Source organism: Bacillus sp. PK6-16 (assembly GCF_056530295.1).
Genome location: NZ_CP096511.1, coordinates 4,349,926 through 4,369,482, shown reverse-complemented (window position 1 = coordinate 4,369,482; position 19,557 = coordinate 4,349,926). Strand labels below are relative to the sequence as shown.

General features: G+C 32.8%; 24 protein-coding genes and 8 pseudogenes. 28 read left to right on the top strand and 4 right to left on the bottom strand.

Annotated elements, in window-relative coordinates:
- Positions 1–11: 11 nt before the first annotated feature.
- The 5 genes and pseudogenes from M1D66_RS22485 to M1D66_RS22465 all read left to right on the top strand — a co-directional run bounded on the left by M1D66_RS22485 (position 12) and on the right by M1D66_RS22465 (position 1,530).
- On the top strand, positions 12–365 hold the full coding sequence (locus M1D66_RS22485) for a type II toxin-antitoxin system toxin (protein WP_000877046.1): 354 nt from the start codon (positions 12–14) through the stop codon (positions 363–365).
- Between the two features lie 108 nt (positions 366–473).
- Positions 474–704 (top strand): annotated as a pseudogene (locus tag M1D66_RS22480) (hypothetical protein); the annotation flags it as partial.
- Positions 705–821: 117 nt separating this feature from the next.
- Positions 822–947 (top strand): hypothetical protein, encoded by a 126-nt coding sequence (locus tag M1D66_RS22475; protein ID WP_002025382.1) that lies wholly within the window; start codon positions 822–824, stop codon positions 945–947.
- The gene (locus M1D66_RS22470; RefSeq protein WP_098343272.1) at positions 937–1,041 is read left to right on the top strand and encodes an HNH endonuclease; all 105 of its coding nucleotides are present in this window, start codon (positions 937–939) and stop codon (positions 1,039–1,041) included. The genes M1D66_RS22475 and M1D66_RS22470 overlap by 11 nt, the downstream gene beginning before the upstream one ends.
- An 18-nt stretch (positions 1,042–1,059) precedes the next feature.
- Positions 1,060–1,530 carry an SMI1/KNR4 family protein gene (locus M1D66_RS22465; RefSeq protein WP_000694781.1) on the top strand — a complete coding sequence of 157 codons (471 nt, stop codon included), beginning with the start codon at positions 1,060–1,062 and terminating at the stop codon, positions 1,528–1,530.
- Positions 1,531–1,659: 129 nt separating this feature from the next.
- On the opposite strand, the pseudogene M1D66_RS22460 reads toward M1D66_RS22465, so the two are convergent.
- Positions 1,660–1,734 (bottom strand): annotated as a pseudogene (locus M1D66_RS22460) (integrase); the annotation flags it as partial.
- Between M1D66_RS22460 and M1D66_RS22455 the strand changes: the two are divergent.
- From M1D66_RS22455 to M1D66_RS22440, 4 genes and pseudogenes are all read left to right on the top strand, one after another.
- Positions 1,726–2,202, top strand: a pseudogene (locus M1D66_RS22455) (hypothetical protein); the annotation flags it as partial. The pseudogenes M1D66_RS22460 and M1D66_RS22455 overlap by 9 nt on opposite strands.
- Positions 2,203–2,331: 129 nt before the next feature.
- Positions 2,332–2,479, top strand: a pseudogene (locus M1D66_RS22450) (DUF4176 domain-containing protein); the annotation flags it as partial.
- Positions 2,480–2,657: 178 nt separating this feature from the next.
- Positions 2,658–3,128, top strand: coding sequence for a hypothetical protein (locus M1D66_RS22445; protein ID WP_086385387.1), 471 nt, complete (start codon positions 2,658–2,660; stop codon positions 3,126–3,128).
- A gap of 3 nt (positions 3,129–3,131) precedes the next feature.
- On the top strand, positions 3,132–3,341 hold the full coding sequence (locus M1D66_RS22440) for a hypothetical protein (RefSeq protein WP_033684284.1): 210 nt from the start codon (positions 3,132–3,134) through the stop codon (positions 3,339–3,341).
- A 98-nt stretch (positions 3,342–3,439) separates the two neighbouring features.
- On the opposite strand, the pseudogene M1D66_RS22435 reads toward M1D66_RS22440, so the two are convergent.
- Positions 3,440–3,664: pseudogene (locus M1D66_RS22435) on the bottom strand (tyrosine-type recombinase/integrase); the annotation flags it as partial.
- A gap of 127 nt (positions 3,665–3,791) precedes the next feature.
- On the opposite strand from M1D66_RS22435, the gene M1D66_RS22430 reads away from it, so the two are divergent.
- The 13 genes and pseudogenes from M1D66_RS22430 to M1D66_RS22370 all read left to right on the top strand — a co-directional run bounded on the left by M1D66_RS22430 (position 3,792) and on the right by M1D66_RS22370 (position 9,350).
- Positions 3,792–4,463: a hypothetical protein gene (locus tag M1D66_RS22430; protein WP_242554833.1), complete on the top strand. Its 672-nt coding sequence runs from the start codon at positions 3,792–3,794 to the stop codon at positions 4,461–4,463.
- Positions 4,464–4,619 carry a hypothetical protein gene (locus M1D66_RS22425; protein ID WP_000412691.1) on the top strand — a complete coding sequence of 52 codons (156 nt, stop codon included), beginning with the start codon at positions 4,464–4,466 and terminating at the stop codon, positions 4,617–4,619.
- Between the two features lie 36 nt (positions 4,620–4,655).
- Positions 4,656–4,826, top strand: a complete 171-nt coding sequence (locus M1D66_RS22420) for a hypothetical protein (RefSeq protein WP_427251510.1) — start codon at positions 4,656–4,658, stop codon at positions 4,824–4,826.
- The gene (locus tag M1D66_RS22415) at positions 4,827–4,994 is read left to right on the top strand and encodes a hypothetical protein (RefSeq protein ID WP_375363488.1); all 168 of its coding nucleotides are present in this window, start codon (positions 4,827–4,829) and stop codon (positions 4,992–4,994) included.
- Position 4,995: 1 nt separating this feature from the next.
- Positions 4,996–5,214, top strand: coding sequence for a hypothetical protein (locus tag M1D66_RS22410; protein ID WP_000856860.1), 219 nt, complete (start codon positions 4,996–4,998; stop codon positions 5,212–5,214).
- A 16-nt stretch (positions 5,215–5,230) separates the two neighbouring features.
- Positions 5,231–5,443 (top strand): annotated as a pseudogene (locus M1D66_RS22405) (DUF4176 domain-containing protein); the annotation flags it as partial.
- A gap of 81 nt (positions 5,444–5,524) precedes the next feature.
- A complete protein-coding gene (locus tag M1D66_RS22400; RefSeq protein WP_176505817.1) occupies positions 5,525–5,962 on the top strand; it encodes a hypothetical protein in 438 nt (145 codons plus the stop codon).
- A 151-nt stretch (positions 5,963–6,113) separates the two neighbouring features.
- Positions 6,114–6,281 carry a hypothetical protein gene (locus M1D66_RS22395; RefSeq protein ID WP_000490950.1) on the top strand — a complete coding sequence of 56 codons (168 nt, stop codon included), beginning with the start codon at positions 6,114–6,116 and terminating at the stop codon, positions 6,279–6,281.
- A 201-nt stretch (positions 6,282–6,482) separates the two neighbouring features.
- Positions 6,483–7,055, top strand: a complete 573-nt coding sequence (locus M1D66_RS22390) for an imm11 family protein (protein WP_139872627.1) — start codon at positions 6,483–6,485, stop codon at positions 7,053–7,055.
- A gap of 155 nt (positions 7,056–7,210) precedes the next feature.
- Positions 7,211–7,663, top strand: a complete 453-nt coding sequence (locus M1D66_RS22385) for a YrhA family protein (RefSeq protein ID WP_000265793.1) — start codon at positions 7,211–7,213, stop codon at positions 7,661–7,663.
- Between the two features lie 268 nt (positions 7,664–7,931).
- Positions 7,932–8,582: a Yip1 family protein gene (locus M1D66_RS22380; protein WP_000450156.1), complete on the top strand. Its 651-nt coding sequence runs from the start codon at positions 7,932–7,934 to the stop codon at positions 8,580–8,582.
- Positions 8,583–8,855: 273 nt separating this feature from the next.
- Positions 8,856–9,044, top strand: a pseudogene (locus M1D66_RS22375) (DUF4176 domain-containing protein); the annotation flags it as partial.
- A gap of 24 nt (positions 9,045–9,068) precedes the next feature.
- Positions 9,069–9,350: a hypothetical protein gene (locus tag M1D66_RS22370; protein WP_046945335.1), complete on the top strand. Its 282-nt coding sequence runs from the start codon at positions 9,069–9,071 to the stop codon at positions 9,348–9,350.
- Positions 9,351–9,433: 83 nt separating this feature from the next.
- Here the strand turns inward: M1D66_RS22370 and M1D66_RS22365 are convergent.
- A pseudogene (locus tag M1D66_RS22365) lies at positions 9,434–9,649 on the bottom strand (site-specific integrase); the annotation flags it as partial.
- 131 nt (positions 9,650–9,780) lie between these two features.
- Positions 9,781–11,103, bottom strand: a complete 1,323-nt coding sequence (locus M1D66_RS22360; RefSeq protein WP_242554832.1) for an MFS transporter — start codon at positions 11,101–11,103, stop codon at positions 9,781–9,783.
- Positions 11,104–11,327: 224 nt separating this feature from the next.
- On the opposite strand from M1D66_RS22360, the gene M1D66_RS22355 reads away from it, so the two are divergent.
- The 6 genes from M1D66_RS22355 (at position 11,328) to brxC (ending at position 19,524) form a co-directional block, all read left to right on the top strand.
- Positions 11,328–12,917 carry an ATP-binding protein gene (locus tag M1D66_RS22355; protein WP_242554831.1) on the top strand — a complete coding sequence of 530 codons (1,590 nt, stop codon included), beginning with the start codon at positions 11,328–11,330 and terminating at the stop codon, positions 12,915–12,917.
- Between the two features lie 19 nt (positions 12,918–12,936).
- Positions 12,937–13,614 (top strand): response regulator, encoded by a 678-nt coding sequence (locus M1D66_RS22350; protein ID WP_242554830.1) that lies wholly within the window; start codon positions 12,937–12,939, stop codon positions 13,612–13,614.
- Entirely contained in the window at positions 13,611–14,579 is a 969-nt protein-coding gene (locus tag M1D66_RS22345; RefSeq protein ID WP_242554829.1) for a tripartite tricarboxylate transporter substrate binding protein, read from the top strand. Before M1D66_RS22350 ends, M1D66_RS22345 begins: the two co-directional genes overlap by 4 nt.
- 147 nt (positions 14,580–14,726) lie before the next feature.
- Positions 14,727–15,329 carry a BREX-1 system RNA-binding protein BrxA gene (gene brxA, locus M1D66_RS22340; RefSeq protein WP_242554828.1) on the top strand — a complete coding sequence of 201 codons (603 nt, stop codon included), beginning with the start codon at positions 14,727–14,729 and terminating at the stop codon, positions 15,327–15,329.
- Between the two features lies 1 nt (position 15,330).
- A complete protein-coding gene (gene brxB, locus M1D66_RS22335; RefSeq protein ID WP_242554827.1) occupies positions 15,331–15,909 on the top strand; it encodes a BREX-1 system protein BrxB in 579 nt (192 codons plus the stop codon).
- Between the two features lie 27 nt (positions 15,910–15,936).
- The gene (gene brxC / locus M1D66_RS22330; RefSeq protein ID WP_242554826.1) at positions 15,937–19,524 is read left to right on the top strand and encodes a BREX system P-loop protein BrxC; all 3,588 of its coding nucleotides are present in this window, start codon (positions 15,937–15,939) and stop codon (positions 19,522–19,524) included.
- Positions 19,525–19,557 lie beyond the last annotated feature (33 nt).

Genomic DNA, 19,557 nt, shown 5'->3' with positions numbered 1-19,557 from the left:
GTACAATAGTAATGAAATATCCATATAGCTTTGAAGTACTTACCAATGGAAAACTAGTTATGAGGCTTCCTCAAGAAATTAAACTTATGGAGACTTTTTTAGGCGTTGAAGTTTCTGCGTTTGGAGATTGGATTTTAGAAGAAATACATAGTGTTTTAAATGGGAAAGAAAATTACGTAGTAGTAAATGGAAACATTTGTGGTTTAGAAATTCGGAAAGATACAACTACTGTCCTAGACAATTTGGCTGAAGATGGTAAGGGAGATTTTTGTGAGATAGAAACGATTGAATTAGTAGATTTAATTCATATTTGGCAAGATAAACAAAAAGAATTTAAAAAAGGAAAAAATAAAGAATTGAAATAATAGATAGAGCTGACTTCTTATAGAGGTCAGCTCTATCTATTATTTCATATTTCTCCATTATCTCAGGTTTTAAAGTCTTTTTTCCTAAATAATTATCAGCAATAGTCATTGCAAAAGAATCTAAAGGTATTTAGATATGATGATGGGTGGAGAGATAGTTCGCATGAATTTTGGTGTGATCCATTTAGTGGATTAAGAATTCGTTTACAGGAAGAGATTGCTATTGTATCTGATTTTATAGAAAATTTATATGAAGTGGATGAATATATAAAGATTTTAGACGATGCTGTAGAAGGGAAATATCTCGATTTTGAATTAGAATATAATGCTGCAGTAGTAAATTCTAATAGTCCGTGGAAATGGAGGTAGATTAGTGGTGGAGAAAAATTAACAGCTCCCCAAAAAGCTATTATTAAGCAGGTTGCTATTGAGAAAGGTTTAATACCTGATGTTCCTATGAAATTAGGTACACAATATCCTGATTTTAAGAAAGCTGGTTTAATTATTAAATCGGATGAGTTACCAGAGGAAATGTGGTTGGCAAGTGACAAACAACAATTTAAATGGTTAGATGCCAGGTAAAATGGAATTAGTACCATTTGGAATACATAATAGCATATTTCATAAAGGTGGGCGGAGTGAAGGACATTGGTCTTATAGATCTAAAGGTAGGTAAAGAAATGGAGGAATTAAAATGAAGATTAAAAATGGTAGTGAACTTCAATCACCAAATGATGAATTAATTGAATCATTTGAGGAATATTGTGAGATAAAATTACCAAATGATTTTATAGATTTTTTGAAAAAATATAATGGCTCTATTCCAATTACTAATGTTTTTTCACATGAAAAAAACGAACTTTTAATTGAACGTTTCTTATGTTTGTTGGAGGACCCAGAAGATGATGATGAAAATGGTTGGTATGATATAGAGGTTGTATTATCTGATATCGATACTCGTTTAACGGATGATGAAGATTTAACAGGGATAAATGTTATTCCATTTGCTGTTTTATTCGCAGGTGATTTTCTTTGTTTAGATTTTAGAGAAAAGGAAATACCATCTGTTGTGGTATGGTATCATGAAGAATCAGAAGAGTTGAATCCGGTAACTAGTGAAGTTGCAGATAATTTTAGTGAGTTTTTAAGTATGTTAAAAGAATAATGTAAGAAAAATAATTAAATTTTATTTATGGGTTTGAATTTGTATTAAAGTTTTTTTGCTTTTAATATTTTAATTAAAAAAGAAGACTAATATTTGCTTTTTAATAGGTTGATATATATTTTAAAGAAATTAAAGGAGAAATGTATCAAGGATATTATCCTTTTCTTCTTTATTGATACCAATGTATTTAAGTGTAAATTGTGGGCGATATAGATTGTTATAAATCCTAGGAAGCGGCAATTACAATACACTCTATTTCGTGGGGTATTTGGCATCGTATGTTCAGTAGGATTATTAGTTATAACCCAAAAGTTTGCATATGGAATGTTAGGATTACAAACTCCCATCTATTTTATTTTTTCGGTTAGTTTATATATTTTTGCTTTGAATTATTATTATAAAAATCATATTAAAAAACTTCAGGGATCAATCAAAAAATCAAAGTCATCGAAAAAAAACTCTGGTTTCGGAGTATTGGCTTTTGTAGGATTGGGTCAACTCATTGCTAATATCAGTCTTGGTTTTGCAACACAAAAGATGGTAGCAATTGTATTAATGTGTGTATATTCCATGCTTTCGTTTATGTTGTTTCATTTCATTATGGAACTCCATAGGTATTATTATTTAAGGAAGCATATAGAAGATGGGGGTAGAACACATGAAACCATTTAAAGAGTCTGTATTGAATTTTAAGTATATAATCGTGGTTCTCCTATAGTCAGTAAAGAATGCGGAAAAGAAAAGGGAGAAGCAACATCATGAATATAGAATTACATTTAGATAAAGCAAGGATGGGGAATTATGCAATTTTCTAAAGAAAAGTTTTTACCAAATGGTTCTATTGTTCTCTTAAAAGGAGGGACAAAAAAGGTTGTAATTTACGGAAGAAAACAACTGCTTATGGTTGAAGAACCTGTATAACTACATAGGCTGTTTTTATTCAGAAGGATTATAAAACTAATCCACTTAACGAAGGTAGAACAGCTCCTAAGATTGTTGACAAGGGTACTTTTGATAAATATGGATTTGAAGGTATTGCATACGAATTACCTGACCTCACTAGTCGGTGGTTGGTAGAATACGGACGGAATGCTAAACTTATTAAGTAAGAGAGGAGAGCGTGTTAAATGATTAAGCCTTTATACGCCGAAAATATTATAGTAGGTGTAAAATATAAAAATAAGCTCAATTGGTATATAACTGAATCGGATTTATGGTATTTAGATTATAATCAAGCTGGATATTCTCCTAGTGAATATCCAGAGGAAAGAAAAGGCATTAGTATTTTAAATGAGACTACAATAGCTAACTTTTTAGAAAGAATAGAAAAATATAAAAGATTTACAGAAGATATTAGGTTAGAATTTTTAAGAGAACTAAGAACTAATAGAGAAGAAGCCTATTATGATTATAATCCATGTTTCCTAATAAATTTTGAGCGTTTAATTTTTTATTCTAATTATCCGGAATCAATATCTTTTGAAGAATATATTCCGAATAACTGGAGAGGTTATTTACAGCGATTTGATGAACAAGTACCCTATGAATATAGATACTGGGAAGATAAGAATAAAAGCTATTTAGTTAGAGAGGATTAGGTCATTGAAGAAAATAAATTAATTATGATAAAAGAAACATTTAAGAATGAAGGAACTGGTGAACTGACGCCAGGAGTTACTATAATACTTGATGGGAATGTAAGGGGATTATTGGAAATAATTGCAGGGAAACAAGGTTATTCGGATTATGCAGAAGCTCTAAAAGAAGTAATCTTTGAAGGGATTCATCATTTTGTGAAAAGAAATAAATAATAAGCTGACATATACTCTTAAGGTAAAGGGCAATTCCGAAAGGGATATGCCCTTTTTATTTTGAAAATTTGAAATGTAACTAAGATATTACTTTTTTCTTATTTAGTGATACCAATATATTTAAGTAAAAATCTGTGGTGTGCTATGATTCAAGATTTCTTGCAACATTGCAATGTCTTTTGTTCATAGAACCAATAGCCGAAGGTTTTGCGCATGGTGTGAGTCCTAATAGATTCGATACCGGAAAAGTCTCCAGGGTTTTGAGATTTTTGATAAGTCTAGATCTTATTAATGGGTTGATCTTCTTTTCGAGAAGGGAATAATATTTCACAAAAGGTGTAAAATGGGATGCTGATTTAGATGGTGATGATGAAGATGAAAGTATTAAGGATATGGTGAAAACAGGTTCGAAAAAAGCTTGGTCAACAATAGCAGGGTGGTTTAATTAACATGAAAAAAAATATGGATTTTAATAAGAAAGCTTTTGCACATTATATGGCTCTTTATCCTGTAGATGAAATAAAGCTCCAAGTAATTGTCCTTGTCCTTTTGGGGGCAGACGTGTTTGTTCTTTTGCCTGCGTTTGCGAATCCTTTTCGATTACTTTATGTATATATAGTAACTCCTCCAGTTGTTTTTTTAAATTTGTGGGCGATATGGATTGCTATCAATCCTCGGAAACGACAGTTACAATACACTCTATTTCGAGGAGTATATGGCGCCATATGTTCAGTCGGATTATTGGTTATAACTCAAAAATATGCTTATGAAGTGTTACAATTACAAACTCCCATCTATTTTATTCTTTCATTTGGTTTGTATGGTTTTGCTTTGTATTATTTTTATAAAAATCATATTGAAAAACTTCAGGAACCAAGAAAAAAATCAAAATCATCGAAAGGAACTGGTGGTGTAAAAGTAGCAGCTATTGCAGCTGGATCGGGGCAGTTAATTGCTAATATAATTCTTAGCATTGCAACACAACAGATGGGTGCGATTGTATTTATGTGTGCATGCACAGTGTTTTCGTTTGGTTTGTTTTATATGATTATAGAACTCCATAAGTATTATTATTTACGGAAGCATATAGAAGATGGAGGGAAAATACGTATAGGCTTTTAAATGGAAAAAAAGAGCAGCTTCTCTAATGGTGATGAGCTTTCAACAAAGGCTATAGCTGGGAAATTGGATGTGAATATACCCTATGATTGGAAGAGTTTAAAAGAAGATGTATTTGTTAGTAAAGTTATTGGCGTAAAAGGGGCAGCAGGTATTTGAGATAACTCATATAAATTTAAATCCACAATTTCTTTAATGACACCTTTAGGTATCATACAATTAAAAGATAGAGAGGTTACAGTTACTCAAAAAATTTTTTCAGGAGAAGTTATAGCGGGTATTGACGATTACTCCTTAAAGGCAGCATCGGAAGCTTCTACACTTAAGTATGAAGTAGAAGTAAGTATGCTACATTTTTCAGAATAGTTGCCAATTATTGGAGATAAAGACCTAAAAATTAAAGGTGATTTGGGATTAGGCGCAATAGGTTTGAAAGGTAGCTTTGGAAAAGAAACTGGTATAACGGTTCCTGCTTTAGAGGGTTTTACTGTGGGAAGTAGTTTAAAATTTGAAAAACCTGAGGAGAAAAAATGATATGAAAACTCCATCGTATAAACCATTATATATTTTAGTTTATGTCGTAATATCTGTATCTATTATAGGATTAATGATTACTCCATCTAACAATTTGTGGGAAAAATTGTTAGGAACTATCGTTCTCATTCTTTTGGGAGCAGGTTTAATATGTTTTTTAAAATTCGGACGGTGGGCGCAAGAGAAATTTTATGATAAATTTACAAAAAAACGGGATTAATATAAGACTGTAGTAATTTAAAACATGGGAGCAACCTTTGATGATATATGGTAGAAAACAGGAAGATTCAAAAACTAAGGAAACTTGGGATTATGTGGCTTGTTATTATCCTATTGGAAATGTTTCAACTGAATATAATATGTTTTTTAACCATGAATACATATCAGAAGTTATTTTTACTGGTTACATAAATGAGGATGAAATTAAGTTGCGTGAAGATTTGAAATAATAATTTGAAATTTATAACTATAATAAAATATATATATCTTAATGGATATAATTTTTTATTATAGTTATTTTTATAAGTTTAATGGTGAAAATTTTATTGGGAATAGAAGGGGTAATGATAGTGAAAATTTTTAAAAATACAATTTTATTTGTTTTGTGTTTAGTAATTCTTAGTGGTTGTTTTACAAGAGAGGGAACTATTGTTGGTGGTAAAGTTCATGGTTCTTCAGATAGTGTATCAGGTAGTATATCTGGAGATTATAGAAAATTTACTGGATCTGCAACTCAAGATAGGAAAGTTAAAAAAGGTGAGAATTGGATTTTTTCTTTTGATGATAAAACTAAACAAGGAACTATAATTGCTTATGTTGTGGATTCAAATGATAATACAATACTAGAGTTTAATAGTGGCGAAGGCGAAAAAAATATTAAAGTGCCTAAGGATGATACATATAAGGTTAAAATTAAAACGGAAGAACATGGTGGGGAATTTCGAATATCATGGAAAAAAGAAAAATAGTTTTTGGATTGAAAAAGGCATCTAAAGAATACAATGTATTTTTTAATCATAATTAAATCGATAGTTTATTTTTTAAAGGTTTTGAAACAGTTGAAGAGCTAGAGTTAAGAAATAAACTAGCAAAATTTTAATGAAAAGGTAGATTAATTATATGTTTTCAGGATTTCAATGGTTTCCTAAAAAATGGGGAAAAAGAAAAGTTTCAGAACAGTTTCATCAATCAAAGTTTGCTGATGAAGGTAAAGGTATTTTGATTACTATTTATGCTATAGATTTGTATTTTATATCTATTCCTTTAAAGGTAAAAAAATATAATTAGTTTTAATCATACATATATTCTTTATTTGAAGGTTGAGGTAGAACACAGGAAACCTTTTAAAGAGTCTGTATTGAATATTAAGTATATAATCGCGGTTCTCCTATAGTCAGTAAAGACTATGGAAAAGAGAGAAGCAACATCATGAATATAGAATTACATTTAGATAAAGGAAGGATAGAAAAATAACAAAGGAGAGTAAAAATGAAGATTTGGGAATTAAAGAGTTCATTTGATGACTATGAATCCTTTCAACTATTGAATTTAGAAGAAGATTCTAAAAAGTATTTTGAAGGAAAAATTGACTCGGCAGTAAAAGCATCTGATTCATGGGGAGAAATACGTATTAAATGTGTAGAAGAAGGAAATCAAAGTAATTTTCCTCATTTTTGGGGAGAAGTTGGTACACCAATGGTTAGTGGGGAAGCTAAAAAATTCTTAGAGTCTATGCTTGGTGATAATGTAGAATTTCTTCCCCTAATTCATGATGTGACGGGAGAAGTGTATTCTATAATTAACGTTCTAAATGCAATAGATGTCATTGACTATGAGAAAGCTATACTAAAGAAATTACGTTCTGGCTTAGTAATAGATTTCAAAAAATACGCATTCTTACCTAATATGGTTAAGAACCAAACAATATTTAAAGTTTACTTAAATGAAATATTACATATTCCTTCCGTTTTTGTATCAGATGAATTTAGAAATACAGTGTTAGAAAGTGATTTAAAAGGTTTTGAATTTATAGAGGTATGGGATTCAGAAGCAAACATGTAAAAGAAAGTCCTAAAATAACTGATAGAAGTTGAAGCAATGGCTTACATTAACTAGACACTTACAAGATGGAGATAGTGCAGATATAACTTGGTCTATACCCAAATATAATACCTATCCTAAAGGAGAATAAATACTCTTAGAAAGAAGTTTTTTATATGTGGAAAAATCTAATTTTAGAAATTGAAAAAATAGAGAAAAGTTTTAATGATAAACTGAATACACCCGCAACGGATAGTGAAGTTCAGAAATTAAGAGAACGCATGAAAGAGAGTTTTAATGTTGGCCTACCGAGTGAATATGAGGAGTTTCTTAAAACTGTAAATGGATTAGATTTTAACGGGCTAGTACTTTATGGAGTTGACTCTTATTTGTTAGATACAGAAAGGGACGAATCAATTTGCGGGCTTATAGAAACCAATGAGATTTGGTATGAAAATGAATTTCAAAAAGAGTATCTTTTCCTTGGAGATTCAAATATAGCATGGTTTTGTAAAAACATATCTGAAGGTACTTATTTAGAACTTGATAAACCATCTGGTACGGTAATGAACACATATAATGATTTTAATACAATGCTTGAGGAAGCGTTAAAAATAACCCTTCTTTAATAGGATGATAAAATTATAACTGTTTATCCAATGTATTAAAGAATATGAGGTACTCAAAATGAAAGTAACTACTCAGCCTATAGTTAAAAATACAAGAAAATATAGAGGTAATTGCTAAGAAGCACTCCGCCTGAGTTTCAGATGAAATTAAATAATTGAATATTTATATTTAAATAATCGACTATTTATGCTTTAATATTTCTATATAGATAAATGGGATAATTAGGGATTTATATTTAATATGTTTTAAGAAAGGGGAATGTTTTTTATGGAAACTTCAGAAAATCAATTTAAACGTGCACTTAATCCTTGGTTCTCCATTTGGACAAAACCACGTGATACAATGAAAGAAATTTTTATATCCAAACCTAAGAATGTGTTTTTACTCATTTTATTAGGCTCATTCGTACAGACTTTAGATCGAGCATCTTCTAAAAATGTGGCGGATTCAATAAGTAGTCCATTTTCAATAATTTCAATAGTTATATTCGGTACCTTCGTTGCTTTCTTAATTTATTATTTTTTGCTACCAGCGTTATTTAATTGGGTAGCAAAAAAACTTGGTGGACAAGGTACCTTTGAAAAAACACGTTACTCAGTTGCCTATTCTTATATCCCTTACGTTTATTCTCTTATATTAGTTTGGTTGCCTTCATTTTTCTTGTTTGGGATAGAAAACTTTACGAGTGAGACACCGAAAATGGATAGTAGCATAACTTTAACGATTTTGTTTATTATTTTTGCCATAATTGATATAGTTATTGCAATTTGGACAATCATTATTTCTTTAAAATGTTTAGGAGAAGCACACCAATTTTCAGCATGGAAAGCATTATTAACAATAATAATATCCTTTATGATTATCATTCTTCCTTTGGTAATAATAGTATTTCTTATAGTAGGGGTTACAATCTTTTAATAATTTATTTGCTTCGTATTTATCCAAACGTTTTCTACTTGGCGAAGCGTATGACCTATATGATCAAATTGATCGCCCGTTTTACGGCCTGTTCTTCTTATTATTAGTGTTAACAGGAATTTGTGAAGGCAAACTTGAAAATCAAAATATTAAACCATTAAAATCTTAGGGTAGCTGAGTAGATTGTCTTTGTTTGTCCCTTATTTTCCAATTGGAGGCTAATTATTACCAATTGGTTCTGTAGCTCTTATAGAAGAAATTAATCAACCTCTTATGATTTATGGAAGAAAGCAACAACAAGCTGATAATAAATTATGCGATTATGTTTCTTGTCCATATCCTCATGGTAATTTATCAAAAGAATATAATGTTTTTTTTAATCATAATCAAATAATCCATTTATTATTTAAGGGTTTCGAAACAGAGGATGAATTAGAATTAAGAAGTAAATTATCTGAGTTTTGGTGGAAATGGAGAAAATATAATATGGTTTTAGGAATTTCATATTCTGATATTTTTCGTATTATAATTATTGTTTTGTTTTTTTTCATTTTTTGGAGATTGAATACTTGGTATAATAAAAAATATAATGTTCCTAAGGTTTTTCAATGGTTTCCTAGAAGATGGGGAAAAAGAAAAGTTTCAGAGCATTTGTCTCAACTAGATAAAAAGTTAGAAGCTGAAGGTAAAGGTATCTGGGTTACAATCTATGCTATAGATTTGTACATTGTAACTATTCCTTGTACAGTAAAAAAATATAAATCTTAATACATATATGTTTATAAAAAAGACCTTTTATTTTAAAATAAAAGGTCTTTTTTATGATGATTGAAATAGTAATTTTAAGTAAATTAAATTTGAAATGTATCAAGAATATTATCTTTTTCTTCTTTATTAATTCCAATATATTTCAGGGGGATGTGTGGTGTGCTATGGTTAAGAATTTCTTGTAACATAGCAACATCTTTTGTTTGTTTATAGAACCAATAGCCGAAGGTTTTTCGCATGGTGTGAGTACCAATGAATTCTACATCGGCAAAATCTCTGGCTTTTTGCAATTGTCGATAATACGTGTTTTTTCGTCATACAAAAACCTCTACATATAATTAGAGGTTTTTAAATTATATCTTAATGAATTATGCTTTCTTAGATAAAGCAAATCGAGTTCAGATAAACGAAGAACATAGAATACATAATTTTAGCTAGATTTATTATTAACTAAACTATCCCCACCACCAAGCTCCGCCTCAATCTGCGAAGTTTTCGATGACTCATCCATACGCCAATACGTAATAAAGCTGATCGCGATACATCCAGCTACGTAGAAGTAGAAGAGTGATTCCATTCCGATACTCTTTAGCCATAATGCGATGAACTCAGCTGTTCCGCCGAATATCGCAACTGTTAGAGCATATGGTAAACCTACGCCGAGTGCGCGAATTTCAGTTGGGAAGAGTTCTGCTTTTACAATTGCGTTAATCGATGTGTAACCAGTAACGATAATGAGACCGACCATCATGAGTAAAAATGCTACGATTGGTTCTGTCGTTTTTTCCATGAAGAAGAAGATCGGTGCTGTTAGTAATGTTCCGAGAATACCGAATGCCATTAATAGTGGGCGGCGTCCAATTTTATCGGATAATAGCCCTGCAATTGGCTGAAGTACGACGAATATAAGTAGTGCGACAAAGTTAATCCAGCTTACAACTTCTTTCGGAAGGCCGACTGTGTTTACCATGAACTTTTGTAAATATGTTGTGTACGTATAAAATGCAACAGTGCCTCCTAATGTTAGGCCGACTACTGTTAATACTGCTTTCGGATGTTTCATAAGAGCGCGAATGGTTCCTGCGCTTTCAAGTTTTTGTGATTTTATGTTTGCGAATTGCTCCGATTCATCCATCGTGCGGCGAAGCCATAATACAGCTACTGCACCCATCGCTCCAATAATGAATGGAATACGCCATCCCCAAGCTTTCATATCTGGTTCGCTTAGTAATTGCTGAAGAACAATTTGAACGCCTAACGCAACCATCTGTCCAGCAACGAGCGTTACATATTGGAAGCTTGAATAAAAACCGCGGCGTCCACTACTAGCCATTTCAGATAAATACGTTGCGGAAGTTCCGTACTCTCCGCCAAGTGATAATCCTTGAAGTAAACGAGCAAGAACTAAAATAATTGGTGCCATAATACCGATACTTTCGTAACTCGGTGTACAGGCAATAATTAAAGAACCACCGGCCATAACCGTAATGGAAAGCGTTAATGCCGCCCGGCGTCCATGCCGATCCGCATAACGTCCCATTAATAAACTCCCAATAGGGCGCATTAAAAATCCAACTGCAAAAATAGCTGCTGTGTTCAGTAACTGACTCGTTGGATCTCCTTTAGGAAAGAACTCTGCTGAAAAATAAACGGCGAAAGCAGAGTAAACGTACCAGTCGTACCATTCAATTAAATTACCGACAGAACCTTTAAAGATATTGCCGGCGACTCGGTTAGATTTTGCTTGAGCCATACTAATTCCTCCTCTTGCTTAGTAATAAAAGGTATATATGAAAGCGTGTTCATTGTATTTGAATTGTACTGTTCTTTATTTAAAATCTCAATATTATGACAATTTTATTCTTTTTGTACTTTATGTACATGGATATTTTTAATAGTTGCTTCATTTTTAGTTTTGTCATAATAATAGAAAAAGGAGATTGATAGTTTTGAATATTTTATCAAAGGGTATGAAGCATGAAAAAATCACGCAAAGTGTCATTGCAAACGAAAATAGTAAGCTTAATTATCACGTTAATTTTATTTGTCGTTCTCCTATTAGCGGGAATATTTGTTTACATTCAGTCCGTTGATACGAAGCGCCAAGTAGAACAGTTAGCACTGCAAACAGCGAAGTCGCTTTCTTTTATGCCTGCTATAAAAGATGCTTTTCAAAATAACGAGCATAAAAGTACGATTCAATCTATTGCGGAACAAGTTCGTGAGCAAGCTGGTGCGGATTATGTCATTATAGAAGATCGCTTTGGGGTTATGTATTCCCATTCTAATTCGGAGTTAATTGGCACAAAGAGTAACAACCCGTATAACTATGAAGCGCTCACTTTTGGCGGATACTATACGCTCGAAGGAAAGGGTTCAAGTGGCCCGGCTTTAATGGCGAAGGCACCTATTATTGTTCATAACGGAGATTACGATCAAGTAGTAGGCGTTGTGACAGTAGAGTTTTTAATAAAAGGTATTGAATCTAACATACTGAGCAGAACGAAAGAAATTATGCTCTTTTCATTAGCAGTATTATTAGTCGGCATTGTTGGTGGCATTCTTTTAGCGCGTAGCATCAGGAAAGATACACTCGGTTTAGAGCCGAATGAAATTGCAGCGTTATACCGTGAAAGAAGTGCGATACTACTATCTATAAAAGAAGGAATTATCGCCATCGATCAAAACGGTTTTATTACGATGATGAACACGTCGGCAGAAGAGATGCTGCATGTGAATGATGATTATATGCAGCAGCACATTTCAAAAGTTTTACCGGAATTTAATATGGAGAGAGTGCTAGAAAACGATCAAGAAATCGCGTTTCAAGATAAGGTGTTTATTTTAAATATGACGCCGATACTCGAAAATAACAGTACGGTAGGTGTTGTATGTAGTTTTAGAGATAAAACAGAACTGCAAAACCTTGTGAACACAATATCTGAGGTAAGAAAGTATTCCGAGGACTTACGCGCTCAAACACATGAATTTACAAATAAGCTTTTCGTTTTATCAGGATTACTTCAGTTAGGACATTACAAAGAGGCGATTGAATTTATCCAGCAAGAATCTAATATTCATCAAAGCCAAAATCATATTTTATTCCATCAAATTCATGATGCAAAAGTACAAGCTATTTTATTAGGAAAACTCGGAACAGCGTCTGAGAAGAAAATTGATTTTCATATTGAAGGAGATAGTGCGCTTCATCCGTTACCAGACCATATAAAAGTTTCGCACCTTATTACGATTCTTGGCAACATAATCGATAATGCATTTGATGCGGTGAGCGAACGAGAGGAAAAGAGTGTTTCCTTCTTTGTTACGGATATTGGGCACGATATTGTATTTGAAGTGATAGATAGCGGGATAGGGATACCGGTAGAAAAAATTACGATCATTTTTCAAAAAGGATTTTCAACGAAAGGAACTGATCGTGGTTACGGACTAGCAAACGTGAAAGAAATGGTAGATCTACTAGAGGGAACAATTGAAATTCAAAACGAGAAAAATGGGGGAGCTATTTTTACAATTTACCTTCCGAAAACATTGAAAGAAAGTACATGACAAACAGGGGGATGGACATATGTTGAAGGTTGCAATTGCAGAAGATGATTTCCGCGTCGCGCAAATTCAAGAGGAGTTTTTATTAAAAATAAAGGATGTAAAAGTAATCGGAAAATCATTGAACGCGAAAGAAACGATGGAACTACTACAAAAGGAAGAAATCGATTTACTTCTATTAGATAATTACTTGCCAGATGGAATTGGAACAGACTTATTGCCACAAATCCACGCTGACTTTCCAAACGTTGACGTCATTATGGTTACTGCGGCAAATGAAAACCATATGCTAGAAAAAGCAATTCGAAACGGCGTAAGCAACTACCTTATAAAACCGGTCACGTTAGAAAAATTTGTTCGCACAATTGAAGACTATAAAAGAAAGAAGCAACTATTACATAGTAACAATGAAGTAAATCAAGCACTCATCGATAACTTCTTCGGTATTTCACAAACACAAGACATAAAAAACTTACCGACTGGTGTTGATCCGTTAACACTGCAAAAAGTGAAAGACATTATAAAAGGATTCGAAGAGGGCATTACAATAGAAGAAATGGGAGAACAAATGGGGGCCTCCAGAACAACCGCAAGAAGATATTTAGAATACTTAGTAGCGACAAACGAATGCACAGTAGAATACACATACGGCATTATCGGACGACCAGAACGAAAGTACCGAATAGGAAGAGGACTATGAAAAAACGATTATTACTATGTATATGGATCATGACAGGAGTAATAGCTGGTTGTTCCTCGGAAAAATCCCATACGAATAAAGTGAACATCGACAAATTAGAAATCGTTGCACCAAACGTTCAAGGAGCAGGATGGGACTTAACAGCACGGGCGATGCAAAAAACACTAACAGAAGAAAAAATCTTCACAAAACCAATCACTGTCACAAACAAAGTAGGCGGCAGCGGTGATGTCGGATGGAAATATACGAAACAAAAAGGTGGTCACGTACTGGCGATTAACTCAAGCTTACTCATAACGAACAACCTACTAGGCCACAGTAAACTAACATATAAAGACTTTACGTCGCTCGCAACTCTCGCATCGGATTGGGAGGTCGTTGTCGTCTCAAAAGACTCAAACATAGAAAACGCAAACGAACTAATGGAACAACTAAAACAAAACAAGAAAAACTTCAAAATTGGCGTTGCCCCCGGCCTAGGGAACGACGATCACCTATCCTTCGTACAAGTAAGCAAAGCATTCGGCATAAACCCTGCCGAACTACAATTCTTCGTCTACGAAAACAAAGAAAAAATCATAAATGCTCTAACGAACAAACAAATAGGCGCCGCAACCATGACCCTATCCGAAGCCGAAAAACAATACAAAGCCGGCAAAATAAAAATACTAGCCGTATCCGCACCAAAACGACTAGACCGACTACCAGAAATCCCAACCTGGAAAGAACAAGGAATCAACGTCATATTCCAGCACTGGAAAGGAATTATGGGCCCAAAAGATATGACGGAGGAAGAGGTTGCTTATTGGGATGGTGTGATTAAGAGGATGGTGGAGAGTGATAGTTGGAAGGGGATTTTGAGAGAGCGGGGTTGGAATTCTTATTATAAGGATAGTGGGGAGAGTCGGGGGTTTTTGGAGGAGAGTAGTGGGTGGTATGGGGGAATGGTTAAGTTTAGTGATTAATACTCTTTTATTGGTTTATTTGTAAGTGATGATATATGCGACGTAAATAGTGCTGGATTTTATTTTAATATAGAAATACCTTTTATTCATGCGCTTAAAAGGTTACAATAGAAATATCAAAAAAGTGGCCCGAAGGAATGTGAAAAAATGGTAAAAGAGCAGGTTTATAAGTCAACTATTAAGTCCCGTCCACTTCTGTTTTTAGAGATGAAGAAAGTTTCAATCCTATTAAATCAAGGGTTTAAAGAGTTTGAAGTGAAAGAAAAGGCGGTTTTAGAAAATATTTTTCAAGTTAATACAGAATCGAGAAAAAAGGAAATTGCATCAAGTGTTTTGGCCCGATTGAAAATATTAGATGAGTATTTAATTAGGGGAATTGGACATGGAGATATAGAATCTAGCAAGGCGATTGTATTATACGCCATTATGAAAACAGACCGTTTGTTTTTTGAATTTATGAATGAAGTCTTTAAAGAGAAGTTTGTTTTTGGTGAAACTTTTCTGACAGATGCTGATTTTAATATATTCTTTGAAAATAAACAGCAGCAAAGTGAAAAGGTTGCATCATGGAATGATTATACATTTTATAAATTGAAACAAGTGTACATTAGAATATTATTTGAAGCTGGTTATTTAAAGAATCAAAAAGGTAATCGAGAAATTGAAAGACCGTTATTAAATATTGATGTAGTAGAACATATACGCGCATTAGGTGACGGCATATATATGGATATTTTAGTAGGTGAATAGTGTGAGAAGAATAAATGAACGTCTAGATGAAATTTTACCGAAAATTACAGATGCATCCTTTCGTGAAAATAAAGGATTAGGCAATGAGATAGGGTTTTATATTTTTGATTATGATCCGAAATACGAGATGCTTGTGAGAGAACATATTGTTTATATGCAAGAACGATTAAAAAATGATAGTTCTCTACATATAAGAGAATTCGATTTATATGAAGTGATGCTAGAAATATTAGAGGAAAAAGGCTACTTGCAAAAAAATATCGATATGGAACAAAAAAAGGGGAGCGACTTTATTTTAAATGCGACACGAAAAGCTTTGCGTCTAACAAGTAACAATGATTTAGTTGTGCAGTATATTACAGATAGAGTACAACCTAATGATATTGTTTTTTTGACAGGAGTAGGAAAAGTGTTTCCAATCATTCGCTCGCATACGATATTAAATAGCTTACATAAAGTAGTCGACAATGTACCGTTAGTGATGTTTTTCCCAGGCACATATGATGGACTGGAGCTCGTATTATTTGGTGAAATCAAAGATGATAATTACTATAGAGCATTTCAATTGATTGATAAATAATAGAGAGAATTGGAGGAGAGGTAGTATATGCAAATTCAAAAAATGTTTGAAAAAGAGATTAACCGTGATATTAAGGGTGTTATTAAAGTTGGACAAGATGATGATAAAAACATTTATCAAGAATTAGATGAGTATGTCGTAACCAATGAGTTGTTACATCATATGGGTGAATTCTTTAAATCATATAAAAAAGGTATTACTGGACACACGGATAAAATGGGTGTTTGGATTTCAGGTTTCTTCGGATCTGGTAAATCACACTTCTTAAAAATCCTTTCTTATTTATTAGAGAATAAACATGTAATGGATGAAAAAGAAATCGATAAGGATGCCATTTCATTTTTTAATAATAAAATATTAGATCCGATGGTTCTCGCAGATATGAAGCTGGCCGGAAATACAACAACAGATGTAATTCTTTTTAATATTGATTCTAAAAGTGAATCGGATTCGAAGTCGGATAAAAATGCAATTGTAAAAGTGTTTAATAAAGTATTTAATGAAATGCAAGGATTTTGTGGTTCGATCCCTTGGATAGCCGATTTAGAACGTCAAATGGTGAAAGACGGGTGCTATGAGGAATTTAAGGCGGAATTTGAAAAGATTTCGGGGAATACATGGGAAGAAGCTCGAGAAGATTTTTATTATGAAGAAGATTCGATTATAGAAGCGTTGTCAAAAACAACGAAAATGAGTGAAGATGCAGCACGTAATTGGTATGAACGTGCGGAAGAGGATTATTTCATTAGTATCGATCGTTTTGCTAAACGTGTGCGTGAATATGTAGAAGCGAAAGGAAATAACCATCATGTTGTTTTCCTTATAGATGAACTAGGACAATATATCGGTAATGATTCACAACTGATGTTGAATCTGCAAACAGTAGTAGAAGATATCGGAACGCAGTGTGGAGGAAAAGTATGGGTATTGGTAACAAGTCAGCAAGATATTGACTCTGTTGTTAAAGTTAACGGAAACGACTTTTCGAAAATTCAAGGTCGTTTTGATACAAGATTAAGCCTGTCTAGTGCTCACGTAGATGAAGTAATTAAAAAACGTATTTTATTAAAAAACGAAGTTGGTAAACAAACTTTACGACTCCTTTATGGTGATAACAGTTCCATCTTAAAGAATTTAATTACATTCTCTGGTGATACAGCAGAAATGAAAATATTTAATAATGAGGAAGATTTCGTAGATGTTTATCCGTTTATTCCATACCAATTTAATTTACTACAAAAAGTATTTACAGGTATTCGAATTCATGGGGCATCAGGAAAGCATTTAGCAGAAGGGGAGCGCTCTTTATTGAGTGCATTCCAAGAATCAGCAATGAAATATGCTGAAAGTGAGACTGGAGCTCTTATCCCATTTTCGGCGTTCTATCAAACAATTGAAGCATTTTTAGATTCGAGTATTCGTACTGTAATCATCCATGCTCAAAACAATTCACGCTTAAATGAATATGATGTAGAAGTATTGAAATTATTATTCTTAATTAAATATGTAAAAGAACTACCTGCAAACCTAGAAAATTTAGCAACGTTAATGATTCAAAACATAAGTGACGATAAAATTGAGCTGAAGAAGAAAATTGAAAGTTCATTAATTCGATTAAGTAAAGAAACATTAATTCAAAAAAATGGACAAGAGTATATTTTCTTAACAAATGATGAACAAGATGTTAACCGTGAAATTAAAAATATGCATGTTGACTCAGCGGAAGTTATCCAAAAAATTGGTGATGTCATTTTTAATGTAGTCTATCAAGATAAAAAATATCGTTATTCTCCTAAATATCATTTTAGTTTTAATACAATTATTGACGATCGTCCGATTGGTATGCAGACGAATGATATTGGCTTGAAGATCATCACGCCATATTTCGATGCAACGACTGAATTAAATGACTCTGAATTGAAAATGATGTCTATGCGTGAGAGTAATGTAATATTAAAATTACCTCAAGACACTTCTTATTTAGATGAAATGACAGAGATATTAAGAATACAAGCATACTTGAAAATCAAAAGTGGCACAGCAGCTTCCCAAGCGATCGAAGATATTAAAGTGCGTAAATCAAGAGAAGCGAACGAACGAAAAGATCGCGTTCATACGTATGTAACAGAAGCATTAAAACATGCGGAAATCTTTGTTAACTCGCAGCAGTTAGATGTGAAAGAGAAAAATCCTGTTGAGAGAATTAATGATGCTTTCAAAGTATTGATTGATAATTTATATAATAAGTTGCATTATGTGAAGAAATTTATTGACACAGCAAAGCAATTAAATGAATTGTTAGTTGAAAATACAACGCAGTTAACGCTGTCAGGCGATAATGAAGATGTTAATCAGTTAGCGGTTAAAGAGGTAAATGACTATATCGCTCGTTTAACAACCCGCAACCAACAGATTACGATTAAGGGCATCACAACCCACTTTACAAAACAACCATATGGATGGAAAGATCTTGATATTGCTTCATTTATTATTAAATTGTTTAAAGGACAAGAAATTAAATTACAATTGAATAGTAGTAATTTAACAACAAGTGAGCGCGATTTAGTAAATTACATAACGAAGCGTGATTATGTAGAACGTGTCGTTGTGAAAAAGAGGGAACGTATTTCACCTGCACTAATGAAAGTTGTTAAAGATCTTTCAAAAGAAGTGTTTGAAGTTACTGCTTTACCGGATGATGAAGACGGATTAATGAATCGATTTAAAGCAATGTTAGCAACAGAAAAAAACAAAATTAATGAACTATTAGCTCATTATCAACATGGATTTTATCCGGGCAAAGATGTATTACAAGATGGCCAAGATATAATTGAACAATTAGTAACTATTTCAGATACTGCAAGCTTCTATAACAAAGCTAAACAATTACAAGATGATTTCTTAGATTATGCAGAAGATGTAGAACTTGTAAAAGCTTTCTTTGAAACACAGCGAGATATTTATGACGATGCAGTGAAACGATTAAACATCTTTGAGAAGAACCAAACATATGTAACTGACCAAAAGGTAACTGGTTTCATTGAGAGTATATCGAAGATTGTGAAACATAAAGAACCGTATAAAAATATTCATCAATTGCCAGGGCTTATTAAAGAGTTTGATGAACTATTTGTAGAATTGTTAGAAAAAGAATGTGAACCAATTAAGAATTTAATTGAAGCTGATTATCAAACTGTTTTAGAAGAACTTAATAAGCATGAAGAGATTAAAGGTACGCTCTTTAACAAATTTAAAAATAATTTTGACGGTATAAAGGATAGATTGAACCGTGTAAATAATTTCTATGAAGCAATTGCAATGCAAACAGAAAGCGATCGATTGAAAGTAAGATGTATTGATGACATTGCAAATGAAGTTGAAAGACGTAAACCACCTGTCACACCACCACCTACAGTACCTACTGGTACTGGCGGCGCGACTGTTATTGATCCGATAGTTGAATATAAAGCTAAAACGAAAACAATTAGTAAAAATACAATTCTTCGTGGAACGAAAACAATTGAAAATACAGAAGATATTGAAGCAGTACTAGATGAAATTCGAAAACAATTACAAAAAGAATTAGAAGACGCTTCAGTTATTAAATTAGTATAAAGTAACGAAAAGGGAGGTGCTATCCTCCCTTTC